Origin of the sequence: Pseudomonas glycinae (assembly GCF_001594225.2) — a bacterium.
GTDB lineage: Bacteria > Pseudomonadota > Gammaproteobacteria > Pseudomonadales > Pseudomonadaceae > Aquipseudomonas > Aquipseudomonas glycinae.
Map to the genome: position 1 here is coordinate 4,521,122 of NZ_CP014205.2, position 21,946 is coordinate 4,543,067.

General features: G+C 61.5%; 24 protein-coding genes. 9 read left to right on the top strand and 15 right to left on the bottom strand.

The window, feature by feature from the left end; all coding sequences use genetic code 11:
* Positions 1-3 precede the first annotated feature (3 nt).
* From AWU82_RS20645 to AWU82_RS20660, 4 genes are all read left to right on the top strand, one after another.
* The gene (locus AWU82_RS20645; protein WP_064382966.1) at positions 4-1,263 is read left to right on the top strand and encodes an OprD family porin; all 1,260 of its coding nucleotides are present in this window, start codon (positions 4-6) and stop codon (positions 1,261-1,263) included.
* Between the two features lie 184 nt (positions 1,264-1,447).
* Positions 1,448-2,638 carry an NAD(P)/FAD-dependent oxidoreductase gene (locus AWU82_RS20650; protein WP_064382964.1) on the top strand — a complete coding sequence of 397 codons (1,191 nt, stop codon included), beginning with the start codon at positions 1,448-1,450 and terminating at the stop codon, positions 2,636-2,638.
* Between the two features lie 26 nt (positions 2,639-2,664).
* Positions 2,665-3,021, top strand: a complete 357-nt coding sequence (locus tag AWU82_RS20655; protein ID WP_064382962.1) for a helical membrane plugin domain-containing protein — start codon at positions 2,665-2,667, stop codon at positions 3,019-3,021.
* 21 nt (positions 3,022-3,042) lie between these two features.
* Entirely contained in the window at positions 3,043-3,861 is an 819-nt protein-coding gene (locus tag AWU82_RS20660) for a methyltransferase domain-containing protein (RefSeq protein WP_064382961.1), read from the top strand.
* A 51-nt stretch (positions 3,862-3,912) separates the two neighbouring features.
* Here AWU82_RS20660 and pcaC read toward each other — a convergent pair whose 3' ends face one another.
* The 12 genes from pcaC to AWU82_RS20720 form a co-directional block, all read right to left on the bottom strand.
* Positions 3,913-4,305, bottom strand: a complete 393-nt coding sequence (pcaC, locus tag AWU82_RS20665) for a 4-carboxymuconolactone decarboxylase (protein ID WP_011332825.1) — start codon at positions 4,303-4,305, stop codon at positions 3,913-3,915.
* A 10-nt stretch (positions 4,306-4,315) separates the two neighbouring features.
* Entirely contained in the window at positions 4,316-5,107 is a 792-nt protein-coding gene (gene pcaD / locus AWU82_RS20670) for a 3-oxoadipate enol-lactonase (protein ID WP_064382960.1), read from the bottom strand.
* 12 nt (positions 5,108-5,119) lie between these two features.
* Complete coding sequence (locus tag AWU82_RS20675; protein ID WP_064382959.1) at positions 5,120-6,484, bottom strand: 3-carboxy-cis,cis-muconate cycloisomerase; 1,365 nt, start codon at positions 6,482-6,484, stop codon at positions 5,120-5,122.
* 45 nt (positions 6,485-6,529) lie between these two features.
* Entirely contained in the window at positions 6,530-7,825 is a 1,296-nt protein-coding gene (locus AWU82_RS20680) for an MFS family transporter (protein ID WP_064382958.1), read from the bottom strand.
* 131 nt (positions 7,826-7,956) lie between these two features.
* A complete protein-coding gene (gene pcaG, locus AWU82_RS20685; protein ID WP_011332821.1) occupies positions 7,957-8,523 on the bottom strand; it encodes a protocatechuate 3,4-dioxygenase subunit alpha in 567 nt (188 codons plus the stop codon).
* Position 8,524: 1 nt separating this feature from the next.
* The gene (gene pcaH / locus AWU82_RS20690; RefSeq protein WP_011332820.1) at positions 8,525-9,229 is read right to left on the bottom strand and encodes a protocatechuate 3,4-dioxygenase subunit beta; all 705 of its coding nucleotides are present in this window, start codon (positions 9,227-9,229) and stop codon (positions 8,525-8,527) included.
* Between the two features lie 36 nt (positions 9,230-9,265).
* Entirely contained in the window at positions 9,266-10,471 is a 1,206-nt protein-coding gene (pcaF, locus tag AWU82_RS20695) for a 3-oxoadipyl-CoA thiolase (protein ID WP_170929006.1), read from the bottom strand.
* A complete protein-coding gene (locus AWU82_RS20700; protein WP_064382956.1) occupies positions 10,468-11,247 on the bottom strand; it encodes a CoA-transferase subunit beta in 780 nt (259 codons plus the stop codon). The genes pcaF and AWU82_RS20700 overlap by 4 nt, the downstream gene beginning before the upstream one ends.
* Positions 11,247-12,104: a CoA transferase subunit A gene (locus AWU82_RS20705; RefSeq protein WP_003222404.1), complete on the bottom strand. Its 858-nt coding sequence runs from the start codon at positions 12,102-12,104 to the stop codon at positions 11,247-11,249. Before AWU82_RS20705 ends, AWU82_RS20700 begins: the two co-directional genes overlap by 1 nt.
* A gap of 304 nt (positions 12,105-12,408) precedes the next feature.
* Entirely contained in the window at positions 12,409-13,755 is a 1,347-nt protein-coding gene (gene pcaK / locus AWU82_RS20710) for a 4-hydroxybenzoate transporter PcaK (protein WP_064382955.1), read from the bottom strand.
* 295 nt (positions 13,756-14,050) lie between these two features.
* Positions 14,051-14,893 (bottom strand): pca regulon transcriptional regulator PcaR, encoded by an 843-nt coding sequence (gene pcaR / locus AWU82_RS20715; RefSeq protein ID WP_011332816.1) that lies wholly within the window; start codon positions 14,891-14,893, stop codon positions 14,051-14,053.
* A gap of 273 nt (positions 14,894-15,166) precedes the next feature.
* Positions 15,167-15,322 carry a hypothetical protein gene (locus tag AWU82_RS20720; RefSeq protein WP_170929005.1) on the bottom strand — a complete coding sequence of 52 codons (156 nt, stop codon included), beginning with the start codon at positions 15,320-15,322 and terminating at the stop codon, positions 15,167-15,169.
* Between the two features lie 210 nt (positions 15,323-15,532).
* On the opposite strand from AWU82_RS20720, the gene AWU82_RS20725 reads away from it, so the two are divergent.
* Entirely contained in the window at positions 15,533-15,733 is a 201-nt protein-coding gene (locus tag AWU82_RS20725; protein ID WP_007957826.1) for a hypothetical protein, read from the top strand.
* 375 nt (positions 15,734-16,108) lie between these two features.
* Positions 16,109-17,584 (top strand): inorganic phosphate transporter, encoded by a 1,476-nt coding sequence (locus AWU82_RS20730; protein WP_011332813.1) that lies wholly within the window; start codon positions 16,109-16,111, stop codon positions 17,582-17,584.
* 573 nt (positions 17,585-18,157) lie between these two features.
* Here AWU82_RS20730 and ccoM read toward each other — a convergent pair.
* Both ccoM and AWU82_RS20735 read right to left on the bottom strand, forming a co-directional pair.
* Positions 18,158-18,274: a cytochrome c oxidase subunit CcoM gene (ccoM, locus tag AWU82_RS29410; RefSeq protein ID WP_007959205.1), complete on the bottom strand. Its 117-nt coding sequence runs from the start codon at positions 18,272-18,274 to the stop codon at positions 18,158-18,160.
* A 145-nt stretch (positions 18,275-18,419) separates the two neighbouring features.
* Positions 18,420-18,581 (bottom strand): hypothetical protein, encoded by a 162-nt coding sequence (locus AWU82_RS20735; RefSeq protein WP_007959203.1) that lies wholly within the window; start codon positions 18,579-18,581, stop codon positions 18,420-18,422.
* Between the two features lie 185 nt (positions 18,582-18,766).
* On the opposite strand from AWU82_RS20735, the gene AWU82_RS20740 reads away from it, so the two are divergent.
* The 3 genes from AWU82_RS20740 to AWU82_RS20750 all read left to right on the top strand — a co-directional run bounded on the left by AWU82_RS20740 (position 18,767) and on the right by AWU82_RS20750 (position 21,400).
* Entirely contained in the window at positions 18,767-19,633 is an 867-nt protein-coding gene (locus AWU82_RS20740; RefSeq protein ID WP_064382954.1) for a LysR substrate-binding domain-containing protein, read from the top strand.
* Positions 19,634-19,721: 88 nt separating this feature from the next.
* Positions 19,722-20,192: a RidA family protein gene (locus AWU82_RS20745; protein WP_064382953.1), complete on the top strand. Its 471-nt coding sequence runs from the start codon at positions 19,722-19,724 to the stop codon at positions 20,190-20,192.
* Positions 20,189-21,400, top strand: a complete 1,212-nt coding sequence (locus AWU82_RS20750; protein ID WP_064382952.1) for an aminotransferase class V-fold PLP-dependent enzyme — start codon at positions 20,189-20,191, stop codon at positions 21,398-21,400. Before AWU82_RS20745 ends, AWU82_RS20750 begins: the two co-directional genes overlap by 4 nt.
* On the opposite strand, the gene AWU82_RS20755 is transcribed toward AWU82_RS20750, so the two are convergent.
* Positions 21,370-21,711, bottom strand: a complete 342-nt coding sequence (locus AWU82_RS20755) for a hypothetical protein (protein WP_007959194.1) — start codon at positions 21,709-21,711, stop codon at positions 21,370-21,372. The two genes, AWU82_RS20750 and AWU82_RS20755, sit on opposite strands and share 31 nt — an antisense overlap.
* Positions 21,712-21,946 lie beyond the last annotated feature (235 nt).

A 21,946-nucleotide genomic window follows, 5' to 3' on the forward strand; every position in this document is an offset into this window, starting at 1 on the left:
CCCATGACAACCTCCCCTGCGCCCTACGCACTTCCCGGTCTGATCGCCCTCGCCCTCGCCGGCATCGCGCTGCCCGCTGCGGCTGAAGAAGCCGGTTTTATCGACGGGGCCAAGGTCAACCTGAACCTGCGCAACTTCTACATCAACCGCAACTTCACCAACCCGACCAAGGCTCAGGGCAAGGCTGAAGAGTGGACGCAGAACTTCATCCTCGACGCCAAATCCGGTTTCACCCAGGGCACCGTCGGGTTCGGCATGGATGTGCTGGGGTTGTACTCGGTGAAGCTCGATGGCGGCAAAGGCACCGGTGGCACGCAGTTGTTGCCGCTGGATCATGACGGACGCCCGGCGGACAACTTCGGCCGCACCAACGTCGCGTTCAAGGCGAAGCTGTCGCAAACCGAAGTGAAGGTCGGCGAGTGGATGCCGGTGTTGCCGATCCTGCGCTCGGACGACGGCCGCTCGCTGCCGCAGACCTTTCGCGGCGGCCAGATCACCTCGAAGGAAATCGATGGCCTGACCCTTTACGGCGGCCAGTTCCGCGCCAACAGCCCGCGCGACGACAGCAGCATGAGCGACATGTCGATGACCGGCAAAGCCGCGTTCACCTCGGATCGCTTCAACTTTCAGGGCGGCGAATACGTATTCAATGACAAGCGCACCCAGATCGGCCTGTGGAACGCCGAACTCAAGGACATCTACAGCCAGCAATACATCAACCTGATCCACAGCCAGCCAATCGGCGACTGGACCCTGGGGGCCAACCTCGGTTTCTTCTATGGCAAGGACGACGGCAGCGCCCGCGCCGGCGAGCTCGACAACAAGACCTGGTCGGGGATGTTCTCGGCAAAATACGGTGGCCACACCTTCTACGTCGGCCTGCAGAAACTCACCGGCGACAGCGCCTGGATGCGGGTCAACGGCACCAGCGGCGGCACCCTGGCCAACGACAGCTACAACGCCAGTTACGACAACGCGCAGGAACGCTCCTGGCAGGTCCGCCACGACTACAACTTCGTCGCCCTCGGCGTTCCCGGCCTGACCCTGATGAACCGCTACATCAGTGGCGACAACGTCCACACCGGCACCATCACCGACGGCAAGGAATGGGGGCGCGAATCGGAACTGGGCTACACCGTGCAGAGCGGCGCGCTGAAGAACCTGAACGTCAGATGGCGTAACTCGACCATGCGCCGCGACTTCAGCAACAACGAGTTCGACGAGAACCGCCTGATCGTCAGCTATCCGATCAGTTTGCTGTGACTGTGACAACGGCGCTCCCGGCGAGCGCCGTCTTTGACCGCTGGTCATTTGAGTCTGGCAAGCCACCAGGACCCGGTTACATTTAAGCGGTACTTTTTATTCTCCAGCCTGCAGTAGGAGCCATTTACCTTCCGTTATCTCCGGATGCTGTACGCGAAGCACACCTTGACCATGGAGGTCAGGTATGAAAAAGCGAATAGTGATCGTCGGTGGCGGCGTAGGCGGAACCATGCTGGCCAATCAATTGGTCGGCAAGCTGTATCCCGAAATCCTGCGTGGCGAAGTCTCGATCATCCTGCTGTCGGAATCCCCCGATCATTACTACAAACCTGCGTTCATGTACGTGGCGTTCAACCTGTTTTTCAAGGAAGAACTCAAACGCCCGGAACGCTCATTGTTGCGACCTGAAATCGACTTTCAGGTTGAAAAGGTCATACGGTTCGACTTCAACAACCAGCGCCTCAAAACCCATAGCGGCAAGTTTTTTGTCTACGACTTTCTGGTCATCGCCACCGGTTGTGTGCCCGCTCCGGAACGCATCGAGGGGTTGAAAGAGGTCGGCGACCATTTCTATCAATACGAACCGGCGCGCCAACTGGCGCAACGTCTGAGCACGATTGAAAAAGGTCGGATTTTCATTACCGTGTCTTTTCCGCAGACTCCCAATGTGCCGCACCAATGCGGTATTGCTCCGGTAGAAACGACACTCATGCTGCATGATTTTCTGTGTCGTCGGGGTGTTCGCAAGAACGTGGAGATCATCTACACCTACCCGACTACCGCCCAGCTGTTGCGCAACTGTCTGTTCCTGCAACGCCCGACCGGAGAGATCCTGCCGGGCATTTTCGACAAAGCGGGCATCCAGTATCGGCGCGGTTTCACCCTGAGCCAGGTCGATCCCGACGCAAAAATCGCCTACTCCCATGAAGGCGCGGACGAACAGTTCGACATCCTGATGGCAACCCCGCCGATCCGCGCCGTGGATGCGGTGCTGGAATCCGGAATTTCCCAGGCGCCCAACAACGAAGGCTGGTTGCCGACCAACCACGAAACCCTGCAGGTCTATGGCCTGGACGGGGTCTATGTGATCGGCGACACCGTTGACCTGCCGGTGAGCAAGGCCGGTGGAGCCTGCCATAACCAGGCACCGGTGATCGCCAACAACATCGCCGCCGAAATCCGTCTGGGGCACCCCATCAGTGCCTATGACGGTCGCGTTCAGGCCGTTGCGCAAATGGGCCTGAATGCCGGAATGCCGCTTTGGTACAACTATCGGAGCGATGTACTGCCGACGCCACCGACCAAGCTTGGCGGCCTGCTGCGCAACAGCTTCAATCGCGGTCTGTACTGGGCGGTGGCCCGAGGAATGCTTTGACCCTGCACAGGGAGGAGTGATTGCTGATGAAAGAGTCTGAAGCCCCGTCGGCCACACCCGGCTACACCGCCCTGATGGCCAGACTGCAACCGTTGATCGACGCTGGACGGCTGGAAAACATTGTCGACCTGCTGTCCCTGCTGTCGGATCTGGTCGACCTGTTGGATGAAGCCATGGTGGAGAAGCTGTCCTTGCTGGTCGAACAGGCGGCAGCCGGCAGTTGGGAGATGGCCAATGCTCTGCGTCTGGCGAAGGCTGAAGTGGCCGCGCAACACCAGCCACCAAGCGTCGTTGCACTGCTCAAACTGTTGAACGACAGCGATACACGCAAAGGAGTAGCCGTTGTCTTGAAAGCGCTCAACGTCATCGGAAGACAACTTTAACTCGCCAGAGAGGATCACCTCATGAGCGTAAAACTCGAAACGCCGGGCAAGCCCTGCTCCGACTGGGACGCCAAGGCGTACCAGCAGTTTTCCCGCCTCAGGCAACAACCGGTCGTTGAATTGCTCGGCCGCGTAGACCTGGACAATCCTCAGCGCATTTATGACCTCGGTTGCGGCACCGGGATTGCCACGCAACTGTTGGCCGAACGCTGGCCGGGGGCGCAGTTGCGGGGCATCGACAGTTCGGCACAGATGCTCGATCAGGCACGCAGCCTGCCGATCAAGGCGTCGTGGCAGCATTGCAACCTGCTCGACTGGCAACCCGAACAATCGGCCGACCTGCTGCTGGCCGCAGCCGTGCTGCACTTTATCGACGACCATGAGCAACTGCTGCCCCGTCTGCTCAGCCACATAAACCCCGGTGGATGCCTCGCCGCGCACATGCCGGACTGGCGCGATGCGCTGTGGTATCAGCTGATGCTCGACACCCTCAACGATGCCGGACCCTGCGGTCGCCCCATCGGCACTGCACAATTGCGCCAGCGCATGGCCGCGCGGCCGTTGTTGTCGCTGGAGGATTACTACCGGTTGCTGGCCCCGCTGACCCAGTCACTGGATATCTGGGAAACCGAGCAGTTGCAGGTGGTCGACGGTAAATCGCCGGTTTATGACTGGGTGAAGGTGTCGGCGCTGCGGCCGGTGATGCAGGGGCTGACGTCAGAGGAACAGGCGCGCTTCATTTATCACTACCTGATGCGGGTGCATGCGCATTATCCGCAGGAGGAAAATGGCCATACGTTGTTTGCGTTCAAGCGGATTTTCATTGTTGCCAAGGTGTGATTTTCAAAGGATCGCAGCCAGTTGAAGACTGCGATCCCTTGAGTTCAACGATCACTCGCGGGATTCGGTACCCAGCTCATCCCACACCGACTCGGCCAGATGAAAGGTCGCATTCGCCGCCGGAATCCCGCAGTAGATCGCGCTCTGCATGATCACTTCCTTGATCTCGCCACGGCTCACGCCATTGTTGGCCGCCGCCCGCAGGTGCAACTTCAGTTCACCTTCGCGGTTCATGCCGATCAGCATGGCGATGGTGATCAGGCTGCGGGTGTGGCGTGGCAGGCCCGGGCGGGTCCAGATGTCGCCCCAGGCGTGACGGGTGATCATCTCCTGGAACTCCGAGTTGAACTCGGTCAGCGTGGTCAGGCTGCGGTCGACGTGAGCATCGCCGAGCACCGCGCGGCGCACTTGCATGCCGTCGTCGTAACGTTGTTTCTCGTCCACGGAAATCCCCTCAATCGGCCAGCAAAAAGGTCAGCACGCGGTCGCTGAACGCGTCACCGGCCTGAACGTTGGAAAGGTGCGCCGCATAGAACTCGGCGTACTCGGCGCCGCGCACGTGTTCCTGAATGAAATGCCCGCCGGACGGTGGCGTCACCGCATCTTCGGTACCGGCGATCACCAGCAGCGGCGCCTTGATCGACGCCAACTGCTCACGGAAATCCGCATCGCGTACCGCTGCGCAGTTGGCGGCGTAACCTTCAGGATGGGTCGCGGCCAGCATGTCGGTGATCTGCTTCGCGGCTGCCGGATTGGCTGCCGAAAAGTCCGGGGTAAACCAGCGGGCAATCGATGCATCGCGCAACGCGACCATCGCCGCCGGACCGTCGCGCAGCACGGTTTCGATGCGCGGATTCCACACCGACGGATCGCCGATTTTCGCCGCCGTGTTGCAGACGATCAGTTTGTTCAGACGCTGGCCGGCATTGATCCCCAGCCACTGGCCGATCAGGCCGCCCATCGACAGCCCGCAGAAATGCGCGCGTTCGATGTGCAGCGCATCCAGCAGCGCCAGCACGTCGCGGCCCAGTTGCTCGATGCTGTAAGGGCCCGGCGTCACCAGCGACTGGCCATGCCCGCGAGTATCGAAACGCAGCACGCGAAAATGTCCGGTGAAGGCCGGCATCTGCACGTCCCACATGTGCAGGTCGGTGCCCAGCGAGTTGGACAGCACCAGCACCGGCGTATCGACCGGGCCTTCCAATGTGTAATGCAGTTCGCCATCGGCGAGTTGAACGAAAGCCACAGCCCTCTCCTTTCAGTCAGACAATGCGTTGTGTTCGGCCACTGCCCGCTCGACCCAGACCTGTGCCTGACCGAGGTAATGGGCGGGATCGAGCAGATGATCCAGTTCGGTTGCGCTCAGTTCGGCGGTCACCTGCGGCTCGTCACCGAGGACCGCTCGCAGATGACGCTGTTCGGCCACCGCCCGTTTGCAGCATTGCTCGAGCAGATGATGCGCGGTGTCGCGGCCGACCCGTTGCGCAAGCACGATGCTCACTGCTTCGGCCAGCACCAGACCTTGAGTCAGTTCCAGGTTGCGGGCCATGCGCGCGGCATCGATCTCCAGACCATCGGCCAGCAGCCGCGCCTGTTGCAGCGCGCCGGACACCAGGCAGCAGATCTCCGGCAGGGTTTCCCATTCGGCGTGCCACAAACCGAGGCTGCGTTCATGTTCCTGAGGCATGGCGCTGAACAGTGTCGAGACCAGCCCCGGCACCCGGGTCGCCGCACCGATCAGTACCGCCGCGCCCACCGGGTTGCGCTTGTGCGGCATGGTCGAGGAACCGCCCTTGCCCGGCGCCGACGGTTCGAACACTTCCGCCGCTTCGGTCTGCATCAACAGGCTGATGTCGCGGCCGAATTTGCCAAGGCTGCCGGCGATCAGACCGAGTACCGCGCCGAACTCGACGATGCGGTCGCGCTGGGTGTGCCACGGTTGTTCCGGCAGGGTCAGATTCAGTTCTTCGGCCAGCGCCTGGGCGATCGGCAACGCCTGTTCGCCGAGCGCCGCGAGGGTGCCGGACGCGCCGCCGAATTGCAGCACCAGCAGTCGCGGTTTGAGCTCGCGCAGACGCTGACGGCTGCGCGTGATCGCGCCGAGCCAACCGGCGATCTTCATGCCGAGCGTCACCGGCGTCGCATGTTGCAGCCAGGTACGTCCTGCCAGCGGCGTCGCGGCATGGCGCTGCGCCTGAGTGGCGAAGGAGTCAGCCAGTTGCGCCAGCTCCCTTTCAATCAATTCCAGCGCCTGACGCAATTGCAGCACCAGCCCGGAATCCATCACGTCCTGGCTGGTGGCGCCCAGATGCACGTAGCGCTCGGCTTCGGCATCGGTCGCGGCGATCTGTTTGCCCAACGCCTTGACCAATGGAATCGCCGAATTGCCGGCCGTGGCAATCGCCTCGCCCAGTGCAGCGAAATCAAACAGCCCGGCGCGGCAGGCATTTTCAATCGGCGCGACAGCACCCGCCGGAATCAACCCGACCCGCGCTTCGGCCCGGGCCAGCGCCGCTTCGAAGTCGAGCATCGCCTGCACCCGGCCCTGATCGCAGAACACGTCGCGCATATCGCGGGCAGTAAAGTAGGCATCGAACAATTGATTGCCCGGTCGCTGAGTCATAAACAGTCCTTGCCGGCGCGGGCCGGTGTGGCCCGCGCGCATGGTTTAAAGGTCGTGGTGCAAATACTTCGCTTCTTTGGGCAGGCGCAGGCTGAACAGGAACGCCACGGCCATCATGATCGTGACATACCAGTAGAACGCGTTTTCCATTCCACCAGCCTTGAGGCTCAGGGCCACGTATTCTGCCGAACCACCAAAGATCGCATTCGCTACCGCGTAGGCCAGGCCGACGCCGAGGGCGCGGACTTCCGGCGGGAACATCTCGGCTTTCACCAGACCGCTGATCGAGGTGTAGAAACTGACGATCGCCAGCGCCAGGGTGATCAGCACGAAAGCCAGGAACGGGCTGCCGACACTTTTCAGGCTGAGCAGGATCGGCACCGTGAACAGCGTGCCGAGGCCGCCGAACCAGAGCATCGAGTTACGCCGGCCGATCTTGTCGGCGAGCATGCCGAACAGCGGCTGCATGCACATGTACAGGAACAGCGCGCCGGTCATGATGTAGCTGGCGGTCTTGGCATGCATGCCGGCGGTGTTCACCAGGTACTTCTGCATGTACGTGGTGAAGGTGTAGAAAATCAGCGAGCCACCGGCGGTGTAGCCGAGCACGGTGATGAACGCAGCCTTGTGGTCGCGGAACAGCGCACTGATGCTGCCGGCGTCCTTGTGCTCACGCGTTTCCTTGTTGGTGGTTTCTTTCAGCGAGCGACGCAGGAACAGCGAAATAAGCGCCGCTACCGCCCCGACCACGAACGGGATCCGCCAGCCGTAGGCACGCAATTCTTCTTCAGAAAGGAACTGTTGCAGGATCACCACCAGCAGCACCGCCAGCAGTTGCCCGCCGATCAGGGTCACGTACTGGAACGAGGCGAAGAACCCGCGCTGGCCCTTGAGCGCGACTTCGCTCATGTAGGTCGCGGTGGTGCCGTACTCACCGCCCACCGACAGGCCTTGCAGCAGACGCGCGAACAACAGCAGCAGCGGCGCCCAGACGCCGATGTCCTTGTAGGTCGGCAGACAGGCGATCAACAACGAGCCGAAGCACATCATCAGGATCGAGATCAGCATCGAGTTCTTGCGCCCGTGCTTGTCCGCGACCCGGCCGAAAATCCAGCCGCCGATCGGTCGCATCAGGAACCCGGCGGCGAACACGCCTGCCGTGTTGACCAGTTGCACCGTGGGGTTGTCGGAGGGGAAAAACGCCGGGGCGAAGTAGATCGCGCAGAAAGCGTAGACGTAGAAGTCGAACCATTCGACGAGGTTGCCGGACGAGGCACCGACAATGGCAAAGATGCGCTTGCTGCGCTCTTCACCGGTGTAATGGGAGGTGGTGGTTGTCATTGTTTTTTCACTCGATAGGGACAGTGAGAGTCTAGACACACTTCGCAACAGTCCCGTTCCGCATTGGATCACCAACCAGACCCGATCTCTGATCGTTCCCACGCAGAGCGTGGGAACGATCAGTATCCGGTTCAATAATCGAAGAACACCGTCTCGGCATCAGTGCCCTGCAGAATCACATTCCACTGATAGACACCCGCCGCATCCGGCTTCGCCAGCAACGTATCGCGGCGTTCGGCCGGTACGCATTCGAGCAGCGGATCATTGACGTTCGCCGGATCGCCCTCGAAATAAATCCGCGTCAGCAAGTGCTTCACCAGCCCGCGCGCAAACACCAGCACCACCAGATGCGGCGCCTGGGTCGTGCCTTTCAGGCCTTCGACCGTGCCCGGCTTGATGGTGGTGAAACGGAAGCGCCCATCGGCATCTACTGGCACCCGGCCGAAGCCTTCGAAATTCGGGTCGAGCGGTTTGGCCTGCTCGTCTTCCGGGTGATCGTATTTGCCGGCGGCGTTGGCCTGCCAGACTTCGAGCATGGCGTCGTTGACGACGTCGCCGTTGCCGTCCACCACTTGGCCGGTGATCGCCACGCGCTGACCGAGGGTCAGTTCGTTGGCCAGGTTTTCACGGTTCAGCCAGGTCAGGCCGATGTGGTAATACGGCCCGACGGTGTGGGACGTGGTCGCAGTCAGGGTCATCTCATTTCTCCATCGGCGTGGCTTCGCGGCCGCGCAGCACGATGTCCCAGCGATAAGCGAGGGCGTAGGACGGAATGGTTTTTTCCAGATCGAAAGCGGCGATCAGGCGTTCCTTGGCCGAGGTGTCCGGCACACAGTTGTAGATCGGGTCGTAGGCCAGCAGCGGATCGCCCGGGAAATACATTTGCGTGACCAGACGGGTCAGGATGCTCGGCCCGAACAGCGAGAAATGCACATGCGCCGGGCGCCAGGCGTTGTGGTGGTTGCCCCACGGATAAGCGCCGGGCTTGATGGTCTGGAACTGATACCAGCCGTCGGCGTCGGTCACGGTGCGACCGGTGCCGGTGAAATTCGGATCCAGCGGTGCATCGTGCAGGTCACGGGCGTGGTTGTAGCGACCGGCGGCGTTGGCCTGCCAGATCTCCACCAGAATCCCCGGCACCGGTAGACCGTCTTCGTCGAGCACGCGCCCGTGAATGATGATCCGCTCGCCGAGGGGTTCACCCTGATGCTGGGCGGTCAAATCGTTGTCGGTATCGGCCACACGCTCGGCGCCGATGGTCGGGCCGGTGATTTCCGACAGCGAATGCGGCAGGAACACCAACGGCTTGGACGGCGAGCGCAGATTGGTGGATTGATAGGTCGGATGCAGGTACGGCGGCTGGGTGCCTTCCTGCGGGCGGCGGTAACCAGGCTTGTCAGTCATTTCGCTTTCCTCTGTTCTTTTTCGTCACGGCTTGCGTCAGACGCGTTCGATGGCCAGGGCCAGACCCTGGCCGACACCGACGCACATGGTCGCCAGACCTTTCTTGCCACCGGATTTTTCCAGCTGATGCAGCGCGGTCAGCACCAGTCGCGCACCGCTCATGCCCAACGGGTGGCCCAAGGCAATCGCGCCACCGTTCGGGTTGACCTGGGCCGCGTCGTCCGCCAGCCCCAACTCGCGTAATACCGCCAGACCCTGGCTGGCAAACGCTTCGTTGAGTTCGATCACATCGAAATCGCTGACCGCCACGCCGAGGCGTTCGGTGAGTTTGCGCACCGCCGGCACCGGGCCGATGCCCATCACCCGTGGCGCGACCCCAGCGCTGGCCATACCGAGCACTTTGGCGCGAGCGGTCAGGCCGTGTTTTTTCACCGCTTCCGCCGAGGCCAGAATCAGCGCGGCGGCACCGTCGTTGACGCCTGAAGCGTTGCCGGCGGTGACTGTCTTGTCCGGGCCGTTGACCGGTTTCAATTTGGTCAGGGCTTCAAGCGTGGTGTCGGCGCGAGGGTGTTCGTCCTGGCTGACCACGGTTTCGCCCTTCTTGTGGGCGATCCGCACTTCGACGATTTCCTCGGCGAAGTAGCCGGCAGCCTGGGCAGCGGCCGTACGTTGCTGACTGCGCAGGGCGAAAGCGTCCTGATCTTCGCGCGACACTTTATAGTCGTCGGCGACGTTGTCGGCGGTCTGCGGCATCGCATCGACGCCGTACTGCGCCTTCATCAACGGGTTGATGAAACGCCAGCCGATGGTGGTGTCTTCCAGCTTCATGTTGCGCGAGAACGCCGCATCAGCCTTGCCCATCACGAACGGTGCGCGGGACATCGACTCGACGCCACCGGCAATCGCCAGCTCCATTTCACCGCTGGCGATGGCGCGGAACGCGGTGCCGATGGCATCCATGCCCGACGCGCAGAGGCGATTGAGGGTGACGCCCGGCACGGTCTCCGGCAGACCGGCCAGCAGCAGCGCCATGCGCGCCACGTTGCGGTTGTCTTCACCGGCCTGGTTGGCGCAGCCGAGGAATACCTCGTCGATGGCGCTCCAGTCCACCGACGGATTGCGCTCCATCAGGGCCTTGATCGGCACGGCGGCCAGGTCGTCGGCGCGAACCGCCGCCAGACCGCCACCGAAACGACCAATGGGGGTACGAATCGCATCGCAGATATAAACGTCACGCATCATGCTTCTCCCGGTGCCTGGCCGTGGGCCGCTGCGGTGCGCGCTTCGAGATCGCGCAGCGCAGTCAGTTCGACTTCGGTCGGTTCAGCGGTGGTTGCAACGCTGTCGGCAAAACGGATCGGCCAACCGGTGGCGGCGACCACTTGCTCGCGAGTCACGCCCGGGTGCAGTGCGGTGACCACGAACTCGTGGGTGCCCTCTTCCGGCTCCATGATGCACAGGTCGGTGATGATCCCGACCGGGCCGGCACCCGGCAGGCCCAGACGTTTGCGCGAATCGCCGCCCTCGCCATGGCCGACCGAGGTAATGAAATCGAGCTTGTCGACAAACGAACGCGCCGACTGTTTAAGGATGATCAGCACGCTCTTGGCAGAACCAGCAATTTCCGGCGCGCCACCGGCACCCGGCAGGCGTACTTTCGGCTGGTGATAGTCGCCGACCACAGTGGTGTTGATGTTGCCAAAACGGTCGACCTGGGCTGCACCGAGGAAACCGACGTCGATGCGCCCGCCCTGCAGCCAGTAGCGAAAAATCTCACCGGTCGGCACAACAGTGTCCGCGGTTTCTGCCAGTTCGCCGTCACCGATCGACAGTGGCAATACGCTGGGTTTGGCGCCGATCGGGCCGGATTCGTAGATCAGCACTACGTCCGGCGACGAGGTCAGGCGCGCCAGGTTGGCGGCTTTCGACGGCAGGCCGATGCCGACGAAGCACACCGAGCCGTTCTGCAGGCGACGGGCCGCGGCAACGGTCATCATTTCGTTGGTGGTGTAAGTCATTACTTGGCCTCCGAAGCAGCGGCCAACTTGGCCTGGAACTCGCTGAAGTCAGCGCAGCCATGGATGTATTCGTTGATCCACGCGGTAAACGTCTCACGGTCGCGGGCGATCGGATCCCACGCCTGATAGAAGCGGTTGTCACGCTCGGTGTAACCGTGGGCGTACGACGGATGCGCGCCACCGGGTACATGGCAGACCGCGCTCAAGGCCCAGGTCGGCAGCACGCAGGCGTTCATCGGCGCGTTGAGGTTGTCGACGATTTCTTCGACGGTGACGATGCAGCGTTTGGCGGCCAGTGCGGCTTCCTTTTGCACACCGAGAATGCCCCACAGCAGCACGTTGCCCTGACGGTCGGCTTTCTGGGCGTGGATCACGGTCACGTCCGGGCGCACCGACGGCACCGCCGCCAGCACTTCACCGGTGAACGGGCAAGTCACGGATTTGATCAGCGGGTTGACCTTCGGCAGGTCGGAACCGGCGTAGGCCCGCAGCACCGCGAACGGTAAGCCGGAGGCGCCGGCGACGTAGGCATTGGCCAGGTCGGCATGGCTGTGTTCTTCGATTTCCAGCGCATGCGGCCATTGCTTCTCGACCGCGTCGCGCAGACGGTGCAGCGAACCCACGCCAGGGTTGCCGCCCCAGGAGAAGATCAGCTTGCGTGCACAGCCGGCGCCGATCAGTTGGTCGTAGATCAGGTCAGGCGTCATCCGCACCAGGGTCAGATCTTTCTTGCCCTGACGAATGATTTCATGACCCGCCGCCGTAGGGATCAGGTGAGTGAAGCCTTCGAGCGCGACGGTATCGCCGTCGTTGACGAATTGCTTCACCGCGTCGTGCAGCGAAAGGATCTCAGCCATGGAGCGGGCTCCCGTTTTTGTAATGAATCGCCAGTGAATAAAAAGGCGCGAGGTTCTGCGCCGGAGTCACTGAAGATTAAGCCGCTGATTTTCGCCAAACAATCCGATAATCGACTGAGTGTTCGTTTATCGAACAGATTGTTATCTGCCTAATGATCACTCCCGCACCGCGTGCGGGAGAGCCGCTGATCGTTCCCACGCTCTGCGTGGGAATGCAGCCCGGGACGCTCCGCGTCCCTTCCGAAGCGGAACGCGGAGCAACCTCTGCGGCCAGTTCGACGTGGGAACGATCCTGCAATGAAACTCAGGTCGCGTCCGCGTGACTGACCAGCCCCTTGATCACCACCGCTGCCGTGGCCAGGCCCGCCGGAATCACCAACGCTGTCAGCACCTGTTCGAAATTCCAGCCCAGGCCCAACAGAGTCGCACCCATCCACGCCCCGAGAATCGCGCCGAACCGGCCGATCCCGAGCATCCATGACACACCGGTCGCCCGGCCCTGCGTCGGATAAAACCGCGCCGCCAATGACGGCATCGCCGATTGCGCGCCGTTGACACACATGCCCGCCACCAGCACCAACGTCGCCAGCAGCGTGATGTTGCCCAGACTCTGCCCCACCGCGTAGGCGAACACCCCGGCCAGCAGGTAGAAAATGCCGATGACCTTGTGCGGATTGAAGCGGTCCATCGCCCAGCCCACGCCGACCGCACTCAACACCCCGCCGAACTGGAACAGCGCGCCGATAAACGCCGCCTGCTCCATGCTCGCGCCGCTGTCGCGCATCAGGGTCGGCAGCCAGCTGGTCAGCAGGTAAACAATCACCAGGCCCATGAAGTAGGTCAGCCACAGCAGCAACGTGCCGACGCTGTAGGTACCGGAGAAAATCACCGCGAACACATTGCGCGCTTTGACGGTTTTCTGTTCCGGCACACTGAAACTCGCAGCCTGAGCGACTATGGCCGGGTCAATGGGGGCGAGGGTCCTGCGCACCTTGTCGGTGCCACGATTGCGCACCACCAGATAACGCGCCGATTCCGGCAGCCAGAGCAGCAGCACCACGGTGAGGATCAGCGGCAGGATCCCGCCGATAAGCAACAGGCTGTGCCAGCCGAATGCCGGGATCAACTTGGCCGAAATAAACCCGCCACCGGCCATGCCCAGGTTGAAGCCGCAGAACATGCTGGTCACCAACAGGGACTTCTTGCGCTCCGGGGTGTATTCCGACAATAGCGTGGTGGCGTTCGGCATGCCGGCGCCCAGTCCCAGACCAGTGAGGAAACGCAGCACCAGCAACTGATCGACGTTGGTGGCGTAGGCCGAAGCCAGGCTGAAGGCGCCGAACAGAAATACCGCGCCGACCAGTACGACTTTTCGCCCGAAGCGGTCAGCCAGCGGCCCGGAACCCAGCGCACCGAAGACCATGCCGATCAGCGCGGCACTCATCACCGGGCCGAGGCTGGCGCGGTCGATGCCCCAGTCCTGGGACAGGGCCGGCGCGATAAAACCCATGGCCGCGGTGTCGAGGCCATCGAGGAACACAATCAGGAAACACAGGATCACCACGCGCCACTGATAGCGCGAGATCGGTTGGGCATTGATGAAGGACTGCACGTCGAGGCAGTGACCTACAGCGGACTGAGGCTGGTTCATTATTTTTATTCCACGCAAGAAAACGCAGTCGAACGGCGGCCGGCCAGAGAGCGGCACGGTCACAACTATATAAGGAAGAAATCAGGCGTTGCGCTAATACCGGCAACAGGAACGGGAGCGGCGACAGTCGGGGAACGTGCGCATGGGAAGTTGCCTCTTGTCATTATTATGGGAGTCGACAATCCGGCGGGCTCATTCAGATTCGCGCCGGATGACGCTGCCGCGACATTAATGATCCGGGGGTTTTAGCGTCAATTCGATAAACGCAACTCTGTGCGTTTATCGAACAGCTTCATCAGGCGAACAACTGCGCACTGAGGTCGCGGCTGGCGCTCAACAGACCGGGCAAAAAGCGCTGCTCCAGCTCGGTGCGGCTGACGCGACCGGCGTGGGTGCTGACGTTGAGCGCGGCCACCACCTGGCCGGACGCGTCGTACACCGGCACGGCAATCGAGCGCAGACCCTGTTCCAGTTCCTGATCGACGATGCACCAGCCCTGCTGCCGGACTTCCTGCAGACATTCGAGCAAGGCGTCTGCGGTGTGAATGGTGCGGCTGGTCTTGGCCACCAGTTCGGCGTGGTCGAGGTATTCGCGCAGCGAGGTGTCGTCCAGCGCCGCCAGCAGAATCCGCCCCATGGACGTGCAGTACGCCGGCAAACGCCCGCCCACCGAGAGGTCCACCGAAATCAGACGCTGAGTGGTCGCCGAACGGGCGATGTAGAGAATGTCGTCGCCTTCCAGCGTGGCCATGTTGCAGGCCTCGTGCAGTTGCTCGCTCATGCGGTCGAGGTACGGCTGGGCCGAGACCGCCAGCGGCGTCGACGACAGATAGGCGTGACCGAGGGTCAGCACTTTGGGCAGAAGCGAATAAGTGCGCCCGTCGGTGGTGGCGTAGCCGAGTTTGATCAGTGTGTGCAGGCAACGGCGCACGGCGGCGCGGGGAATTTCCGTGCGGTGGCTGATCTGGGCGATGGTCAGGTGGCGCTTGCGCTCCTGAAACGCCTGCACCACCGCCAGGCCACGGGCCAGGGAGGTCATGAAATCCGGATCACCAGTCAGGGCCTGGATACGCTTGGCCGGCGAAGCGACGATCGGCGGCGCTACCGAGGTGAAGGAATTGCGCATTTGATCGTTCATGTCAGGTCCTTTTTTCTTGTTCGGATCAACGGCTATACAAACGGCTCGCCGGCGGTTACACAAGCGACAGACCGCCAACACCGGGCGATTATCGAACCGTCGACCGATAATCGCAATCATCCTCTCCTCTTTGGCTGGGCTGTGCAGAGCGGATTTGAACTAGGGAAGCCTGCGGAATTTAAGCGCCTTAGTTGTTCGACTAAATGGCGCCAGAAACCAAACACTGCGCAACAAGGATGCAACTATCGATGAAAGTTGCACGTCACAAAACAATCACACATCCGGAACCGTTTTTAATTTGGCAAAGATAGTCAATCCCGATTCGGCCGCTATAATGCACCTCAGCGACACCGCGCTTTTTTTGCAGACGGTGTCGCTCGCTGGCGCGATGTCCATCGCCGCCAGCCCCGGCCAGCGCCTGATGCTCATTACTGATGCACCGCCAGCGCGCTCGCTGAAACAGGAAACTGATGCTGCGTCAGTTTTAATCTGGTGCCGTAGCCGCCTGCAACATGGAAGTCCTGACCGCTTCCCGACAATAGCGCTGCCTGCACAGGCAAGCGCTTGTTGGCGAACCGGTTAAATCATCCGTTGCAGTGCGTTCACCAGACATTTATCTCAACTCATACAGGTAGCACTGTGACGAAAGACGAACTGCGCGCGGAACTTGAGCGCCAGGAACAACGTTACAAGGAAGTTTACGGCGGGGAAGTCACCACCTACGCCGCCCAGCCCGAACCAGAACGCAAAGCCTGGCGTAAACGCCCTACCGTTCAGGATCAGGTCTTCCAGCAAGAACTGAAAAAAATGGAAGAGGAACTCAAAGCCGAAGAGCCTTGAAGCCGTCCCTTCCATCTTTCGAGGGTAAGCGTACTCACCGGGTTACAAGCACGGTGGACTGACGATGCCTTGCGCGCCCGCTACCCGCGGGCAGCGGCCAACTCCCCTGTATTGCACAGGTTTGGAGCATGTCAGACGTGTTTCCAAGATATTTCATACAAGCTTCTGGCCCCTCCCGACAACCGGCCAACCCGCCGGCTCTTCACGTTTTTCTTAACTGAATCAATGACTTGCAAAACCGCGTAAAAAGCTGGGGTAATGCCCTCTGATACAAATTAATTCGTTGAAGAATGTTACCGATGAGCAGGTAGGGGATCGATTTCCAGTCTTTTCTGGCATAATCGCGCCCCCTTATGACCGGGTCAGAAAACCTTCATGATCGATTTATTCAGCGGACTGGATGCCTGGGTGCTTGTGAGCCTCCTGCTCGCCCTGACATTTGTCCTCGCCTTCGAGTTCATCAATGGATTTCATGACACCGCTAACGCGGTAGCCACTGTTATCTACACCAAAGCGATGCCGCCTCACCTGGCGGTGTTCTTCTCGGGCGTGTTCAACTTCCTCGGCGTATTGCTGGGCGGCGTTGGCGTGGCGTATGCCATCGTGCACCTGCTGCCGGTAGAACTGTTGATCAACGTGAACACCGGCCATGGTCTGGCAATGGTGTTCTCGCTGCTCGCCGCCGCGATCGCCTGGAACCTGGGCACCTGGTACTTCGGTATCCCGGCCTCCAGTTCGCACACACTGATCGGCTCGATCCTCGGTGTCGGCCTGGCCAACGCCCTGATCAACGAAATCCCATTGGCCGACGGGGTCAACTGGCAGAAAGCGATCGACATTGGCGCCTCGCTGGTGTTCTCGCCGATGGCCGGCTTCCTGATCGCCGCACTGGTGCTGATCGGCCTGAAATGGTGGCGCCCGCTGTCGAAGATGCACAAGACGCCGGAACAGCGCCGCAAGATCGACGACAAGAAGCACCCACCGTTCTGGAACCGTCTGGTCCTGGTGATCTCGGCCATGGCCGTGAGCTTCGTGCACGGCTCCAACGACGGCCAGAAAGGTATCGGCCTGATCATGCTGGTACTGATCGGTATCGTGCCTGCGCAGTTCGTACTCGACCTGAACAGCACCACCTACCAGATCGAACGCACTCGCGACGCGACCCTGCACCTGAGCCAGTTCTACAAGCGCAACGCCGATACCCTGGGCGAATTCCTGGCCCTGGGCAAAAGCGTGGAAGGCGACCTGCCGGAGAAATTCCGTTGCAACCCGCAACAGACCGAACCGACCATCGCCGCCCTGCTCGACACGCTCAAAGGTGTAGCTGACTACCACTCGCTGTCCGCTGAAAGCCGCATCGAAGTGCGTCGCTACCTACTCTGCCTGGACGACACCGCGAAGAAAGTCAGCAAACTGCCAGGCCTCGCCGCTCGTGAAAAAGCCGACCTGGACAAACTGCGCAAAGACCTGACCACCACCACCGAATACGCCCCGTTCTGGGTGATTCTGGCGGTAGCGCTGGCCCTGGGCCTGGGCACCATGGTCGGTTGGAAACGCGTGGTACTGACCATCGGTGAGAAGATCGGCAAGCAAGGCATGACCTATTCCCAAGGCATGTCGGCCCAGATCACCACCGCCAGCCTGATCGGCATGGCCAACATCTTCAGCCTGCCGGTGTCCACCACCCACGTCCTCTCCTCGGGCGTGGCCGGCACCATGGTCGCCAACAAAAGCGGCCTGCAAGGCGGCACGGTGAAAACCATCCTGCTGGCCTGGGTCCTGACCCTGCCGGCCACCGTGGCCCTGTCGGCCGGCCTGTTCTGGCTGGCGTCGAAGGCGCTGGGGAGCTGATAGACCGCTGTAATGAAGAAGGCGTGATTCGAAAGGATCACGCCTTTTTTGTTGCCTTCAGAAATGGGACGCAGAGCGTCCCGGGCTGCATTCCCACGCAGAGCGTGGGAACGATCAAATCAACATCCCACGCTTGCCTTTGCCTTTGCTTCCACCACTCAACACGATGAGCGTTAGCTCGAGTAAAGCTTTTGACGTGCCGGCCCCTTCGGAAGGCTGAGTGGAGGGATTTATCCGGGGGTGGGAGCGCAGCGACCGTGCGGCGAAGCCGCATGCATCGAGAGGAGGTGCAGCGAAGCAAACCGTAGGCGATGCCCCCGGATGAATCCCGGAACGAAGGAACGCCGAGCCTCAGCGAGGCGCCGAACGCAGGGGCCCAGCCTTTTGCTTACTTTTCGGCGTTTGGAAAAGTGAGCCGCTGTAAGAGCGGAACCGCCAGCGGCAACACCCGCAGAAACGGATATTCACCCAAAACTCCAAGAGCATGGTCGGCCCAAAGGCCGCCAAGAAGACAAAAAAAAGGGCAACCGAAGTTGCCCAAAATGCCTTGCGTGCTCATCAAACCCGGAAGAATCAAGGCTTCTTGCGCTTGTTCGCATCCTTCCAGATAAAAAATCCAAACCCTGCAAAAAACAGAACCATCAGCCCCACAGTCAGGACCCCGGCAAACACCACGTTATCGAAAAACATGACTGGCCTCCTGGCCCCTGCTCTGCTGCGATGGAGCTAAGTTAACCAATCAGGCAGGCGCAGGAATTGACCGGGATCAATGCCGGTCAATACGCAGAAGAAAGGAGGGAAAATAACTGACCTGCATCAACGGATGCAGAGGAGATCAACGCTTTTTCGGTTTGTTTTTCGGCTTTTTCTTCGGTTTACCCAAAGGCATGGCCTGCTCGAAAGCCTGGCGAACTTCATTCAGGCGCTTCTCGTTGAGGTCATGCACCCGCTTGGCGCGTTCGGTGTTGAGGTCAATCAGCTTGTCGTCTTGGCTCATGGCGTTCGGTGCATCGCTTGGACTGAATCACAACTGCCGGATCTCCGACAGGACTGCGCCAATAATGCGGCCTGACGCAAGCGCTGACCAGCCACTGACCTGAACGCTCTACAACAATTCATGTACCGCCCACCGGATTTGCCCGCACAATCGGCACCTCGCCCTGAACCCGAAGGATCTGCGCCGTGCCCCTGCATCAGGATCTGCCACCGCTGATGGCCTTGCGCGCCTTCGAGGCCGTGGCCCGCCATTTGAGTTTCATCAAGGCTGCCGATGAGCTGTCGGTGACCCAAAGCGCGATCAGCCATCAGGTGCACAAACTCGAAGAATTCCTCGATCAGCGACTGTTCGTGCGCCGCACCCGGGCGATTGATCTGACACCCGCCGGCGAACATTACTACCGGCAGATCGAACCGGCCCTCGCTGCGATTGCCGCCGCCACCCTCCACCTGCGCGGCGAACGCCCCACCAACCTGCGCATCGGTCTGCTCGCCTCTTTCGCGACCCTGTGGCTGGCACCGCGTCTGGCGGATTTCAACGCGAAATACCCGAACATCCATGTCGAACTGCTGCCCGCCGTGCAACTGGCCGACGTCGACGCAGGCGAGGTGGATCTGGCGATCCGCTACGGCAAGGGCGGCTGGCCGAAAGTCGAGGCCCGCCGGTTCATGGGCGAAACCCTGATGCCGGTATGCAGCCCGGCCTTCAAGGCCAAGGGCGTGAGCAACGGACCGTTGCTGATGGCCAAATCGCGCCAGCCATTTGAATGGATCGACTGGCAGCAAAACAGCGGCATCGATCTGGCTCATGTGCCCAGCGTCATGCTGCACGACTACAACATCGTCGTCGAAGCGGCCGTCGCTGGTCAGGGCATTGCCATGGGCCGTCAACGAATGATCGAACGGCGGATCAAGGACGGCGCGTTGGTGCCAGCCTTCGACACGCCGCCGATGCTCGGCGAGATCGGTTATTGGCTGGTCACCCCGCAACGCCCGCCCACGCCGGCAGTGCAAAGTTTCTGCGAGTGGCTGGAGGAAACGGCCAACGCATGAGTTTTTTGGATGCGTCGGATTAAATCTATCCGTTTGTCGCCCTCCGCTCGCGCCAACATGCTGAAGCCCTCACTCAGGAGGACTTCCCATGACCGATTCCCTCAGCCAAAGTGTGCAACAACTCGGCCTGCGCCTGCCCGAACCGAGCCAGCCGATCGCCAATTACGTCAACCATGTGCTCAGCCAGAATCAGTTGTTCATCTCCGGGCAGATTCCATTGCTCGACGGCAAACCTGCGTTCATCGGGCGTCTGGGCGAAGCGATTTCCGACGAGGAAGGAGTTAAAGCCGCTGAACTGGCTGCCCTGGGCCTGCTCGCCCAGTTGAGCCATGCGCTGGGCGATGACCTGTCGAAACTGGTGCGCATCCTGCGCCTCGGGGTGTTCGTGGCCGCCACGCCGGACTTCAAGGCTCAGGGCGCCGTCGCCAACGGCGCCTCGAACCTGCTGGTCAACGCCCTCGGCGACAAGGGCCGACACGTGCGCACCGCGGTCGGCGTGGCGAGCCTGCCGGCCGGCGTTGCGGTGGAAATCGACGCGATCTTCGAGCTCAAGCCGTGAACAACGATGACCTCTCGCGCCTGCGCGCCGTCACCCCCGGTTGCGCTCAGGTGTTCCACTTCAACCACGCCGGCGCCTCGCTGCCAAGCCAGGCCACCCTCAATGCAGTGATCGAACAGCTGCAACGCGAAGCGCTCGGCGGGCCAATGGAAGCGGCGGACAACCGGGTACAGGAACGCGCGCGCAACGCGGCCGCCGCCCTGCTCAACGCTGAACCCGAGGATGTCGCCTTCGCCAGCAGCGGCTCGGCGGCCTGGAGCCAGGCGTTCAACGCGCTGGGGCCGTGGCAGCCCGGCGAGCGGATTCTGGTGGGCCGCCATGAATGGGCCGGCAATCTGGCGTGCATGGCCGAAGCGGTGAAGGCCGGCGCGCGGCTCGAAGTGATTCCTTGTGACGCCCACGGGGCAGTCGACCCGCAAGCCCTGGCGCAGATGATCGACGGCCAGGTCCGCCTGATCGCCCTGACCTGGCTGCCGGCCAACGGTGGCCTGATCAACCCCGCCGCGCAGATCGGCAGCGTGGCGCGGCGTCACGGCATCCCTTATTTCATCGATGCCGGTCAGGCGCTGGGGCAGTTGCCTTGCGATGTTCAAGACTTGCAGTGCGACGTGCTCAAGGGTGCCGGACGCAAGTTCCTGCGCGGGCCGCGCGGCACGGCGTTGATGTACATCCGGGCGCAATTTCTGCAACGACTGCTCCCCGTGCACCGCGATGTATTGTCGGCGCCCTGGGATGGCAAGCGCTTTACCCTGCGTGACGACGCCCGCCGCTTTGAAACTAGCGAGGTGTCGCTGGCGCTACTGGCCGGGCTGGCCAATGCGCTGGAGGAGCACAATCGCCTCGGCGCGTTCGCGATCCGCCAACGCATCGCACACCTGAGCAATGGACTGCGCCAACGCCTGAAGGCGATTCCCGGCCTGACGCTGCGGAATCTTGGCGCGGCCAATCAACAATCCGGGCTGATCGCCTTCACGCTGGAAGGCTGGGACAGTGTTGCGCTCAAACAGACATTGGCCGAACGACGAATCAACATCGGCGCCAATGGCGTGGCCTACACTCCGCTGGACATGCAGGCGCGCGGGCTGACGAATATCGCGCGGGTCTCGGTGAGTTACTTGAACACACAAGAAGAGATCGACGTGCTGCTGGAAAATTTGATGGAGCTGGCAACCCGGCCTCAGATTTCGATGTCGACCCAAAGCCCCTGACGTGGCTGATCTTCCATCAGCGGCGCCACCGGAACGGTGTTGTCGGCATTCAATTCGGTGCCGGGCACGGCAAGGTGCGCTTCCGGGTCGTCGTCGGCTTCGCGGCGCCGGCGATCGCGTTCCTGCTGGCGGCGCTGCTCTTCGCGCAGCAGATAGCCGTCCTCTTCCGGGTCGCGCTTTTGCAGGTCGATGGTGCTTTCGTTGGAGCTTTCCTGCACCGGCACCACAGGGGGAATATCCGGTCGCTGGCGGATCGGATCCTGCTGGGAGGTGATCGGCACGGCGCTCAGGGGGAGCATCGGTGGCAGCATATGAAGGGTCTCCTGTCAGCAGGTTATCGGCGGCGCCAGGGGGGCCTTGAGCCATCGGTCGCAAACTTGTGACCGGTTTGGCACTCAGGGGTGCCGCAACATCCCGTAAAACCGATGCATGACCTAATCTTCCCTGCAATTGGCCGATTGCGGTTAAAAGCCGGGCCGAGGCTCCTTATCCTTTGGCCTCGAGCCCTCATTCCGTTAAGATAGCCCGCTTTTTCAAGGTGGGAGT

Coding starts and splice junctions, on each gene's coding strand:
- AWU82_RS20645 (WP_064382966.1), top strand. CDS start 4: ATGACAACCTCCCCTGCGCCCTACGCACTTCCCGGTCTGATCGCCCTC.
- AWU82_RS20650 (WP_064382964.1), top strand. CDS start 1,448: ATGAAAAAGCGAATAGTGATCGTCGGTGGCGGCGTAGGCGGAACCATG.
- AWU82_RS20655 (WP_064382962.1), top strand. CDS start 2,665: ATGAAAGAGTCTGAAGCCCCGTCGGCCACACCCGGCTACACCGCCCTG.
- AWU82_RS20660 (WP_064382961.1), top strand. CDS start 3,043: ATGAGCGTAAAACTCGAAACGCCGGGCAAGCCCTGCTCCGACTGGGAC.
- AWU82_RS20675 (WP_064382959.1), bottom strand. CDS start 6,484: ATGACTCAGCGACCGGGCAATCAATTGTTCGATGCCTACTTTACTGCC.
- AWU82_RS20680 (WP_064382958.1), bottom strand. CDS start 7,825: ATGACAACCACCACCTCCCATTACACCGGTGAAGAGCGCAGCAAGCGC.
- pcaG (WP_011332821.1), bottom strand. CDS start 8,523: ATGACCCTGACTGCGACCACGTCCCACACCGTCGGGCCGTATTACCAC.
- pcaH (WP_011332820.1), bottom strand. CDS start 9,229: ATGACTGACAAGCCTGGTTACCGCCGCCCGCAGGAAGGCACCCAGCCG.
- pcaF (WP_170929006.1), bottom strand. CDS start 10,471: ATGATGCGTGACGTTTATATCTGCGATGCGATTCGTACCCCCATTGGT.
- AWU82_RS20700 (WP_064382956.1), bottom strand. CDS start 11,247: ATGACTTACACCACCAACGAAATGATGACCGTTGCCGCGGCCCGTCGC.
- AWU82_RS20705 (WP_003222404.1), bottom strand. CDS start 12,104: ATGGCTGAGATCCTTTCGCTGCACGACGCGGTGAAGCAATTCGTCAAC.
- pcaK (WP_064382955.1), bottom strand. CDS start 13,755: ATGAACCAGCCTCAGTCCGCTGTAGGTCACTGCCTCGACGTGCAGTCC.
- pcaR (WP_011332816.1), bottom strand. CDS start 14,893: ATGAACGATCAAATGCGCAATTCCTTCACCTCGGTAGCGCCGCCGATC.
- AWU82_RS20720 (WP_170929005.1), bottom strand. CDS start 15,322: ATGAGCATCAGGCGCTGGCCGGGGCTGGCGGCGATGGACATCGCGCCA.
- AWU82_RS20730 (WP_011332813.1), top strand. CDS start 16,109: ATGATCGATTTATTCAGCGGACTGGATGCCTGGGTGCTTGTGAGCCTC.
- ccoM (WP_007959205.1), bottom strand. CDS start 18,274: ATGTTTTTCGATAACGTGGTGTTTGCCGGGGTCCTGACTGTGGGGCTG.
- AWU82_RS20735 (WP_007959203.1), bottom strand. CDS start 18,581: ATGAGCCAAGACGACAAGCTGATTGACCTCAACACCGAACGCGCCAAG.
- AWU82_RS20745 (WP_064382953.1), top strand. CDS start 19,722: ATGACCGATTCCCTCAGCCAAAGTGTGCAACAACTCGGCCTGCGCCTG.
- AWU82_RS20755 (WP_007959194.1), bottom strand. CDS start 21,711: ATGCTGCCACCGATGCTCCCCCTGAGCGCCGTGCCGATCACCTCCCAG.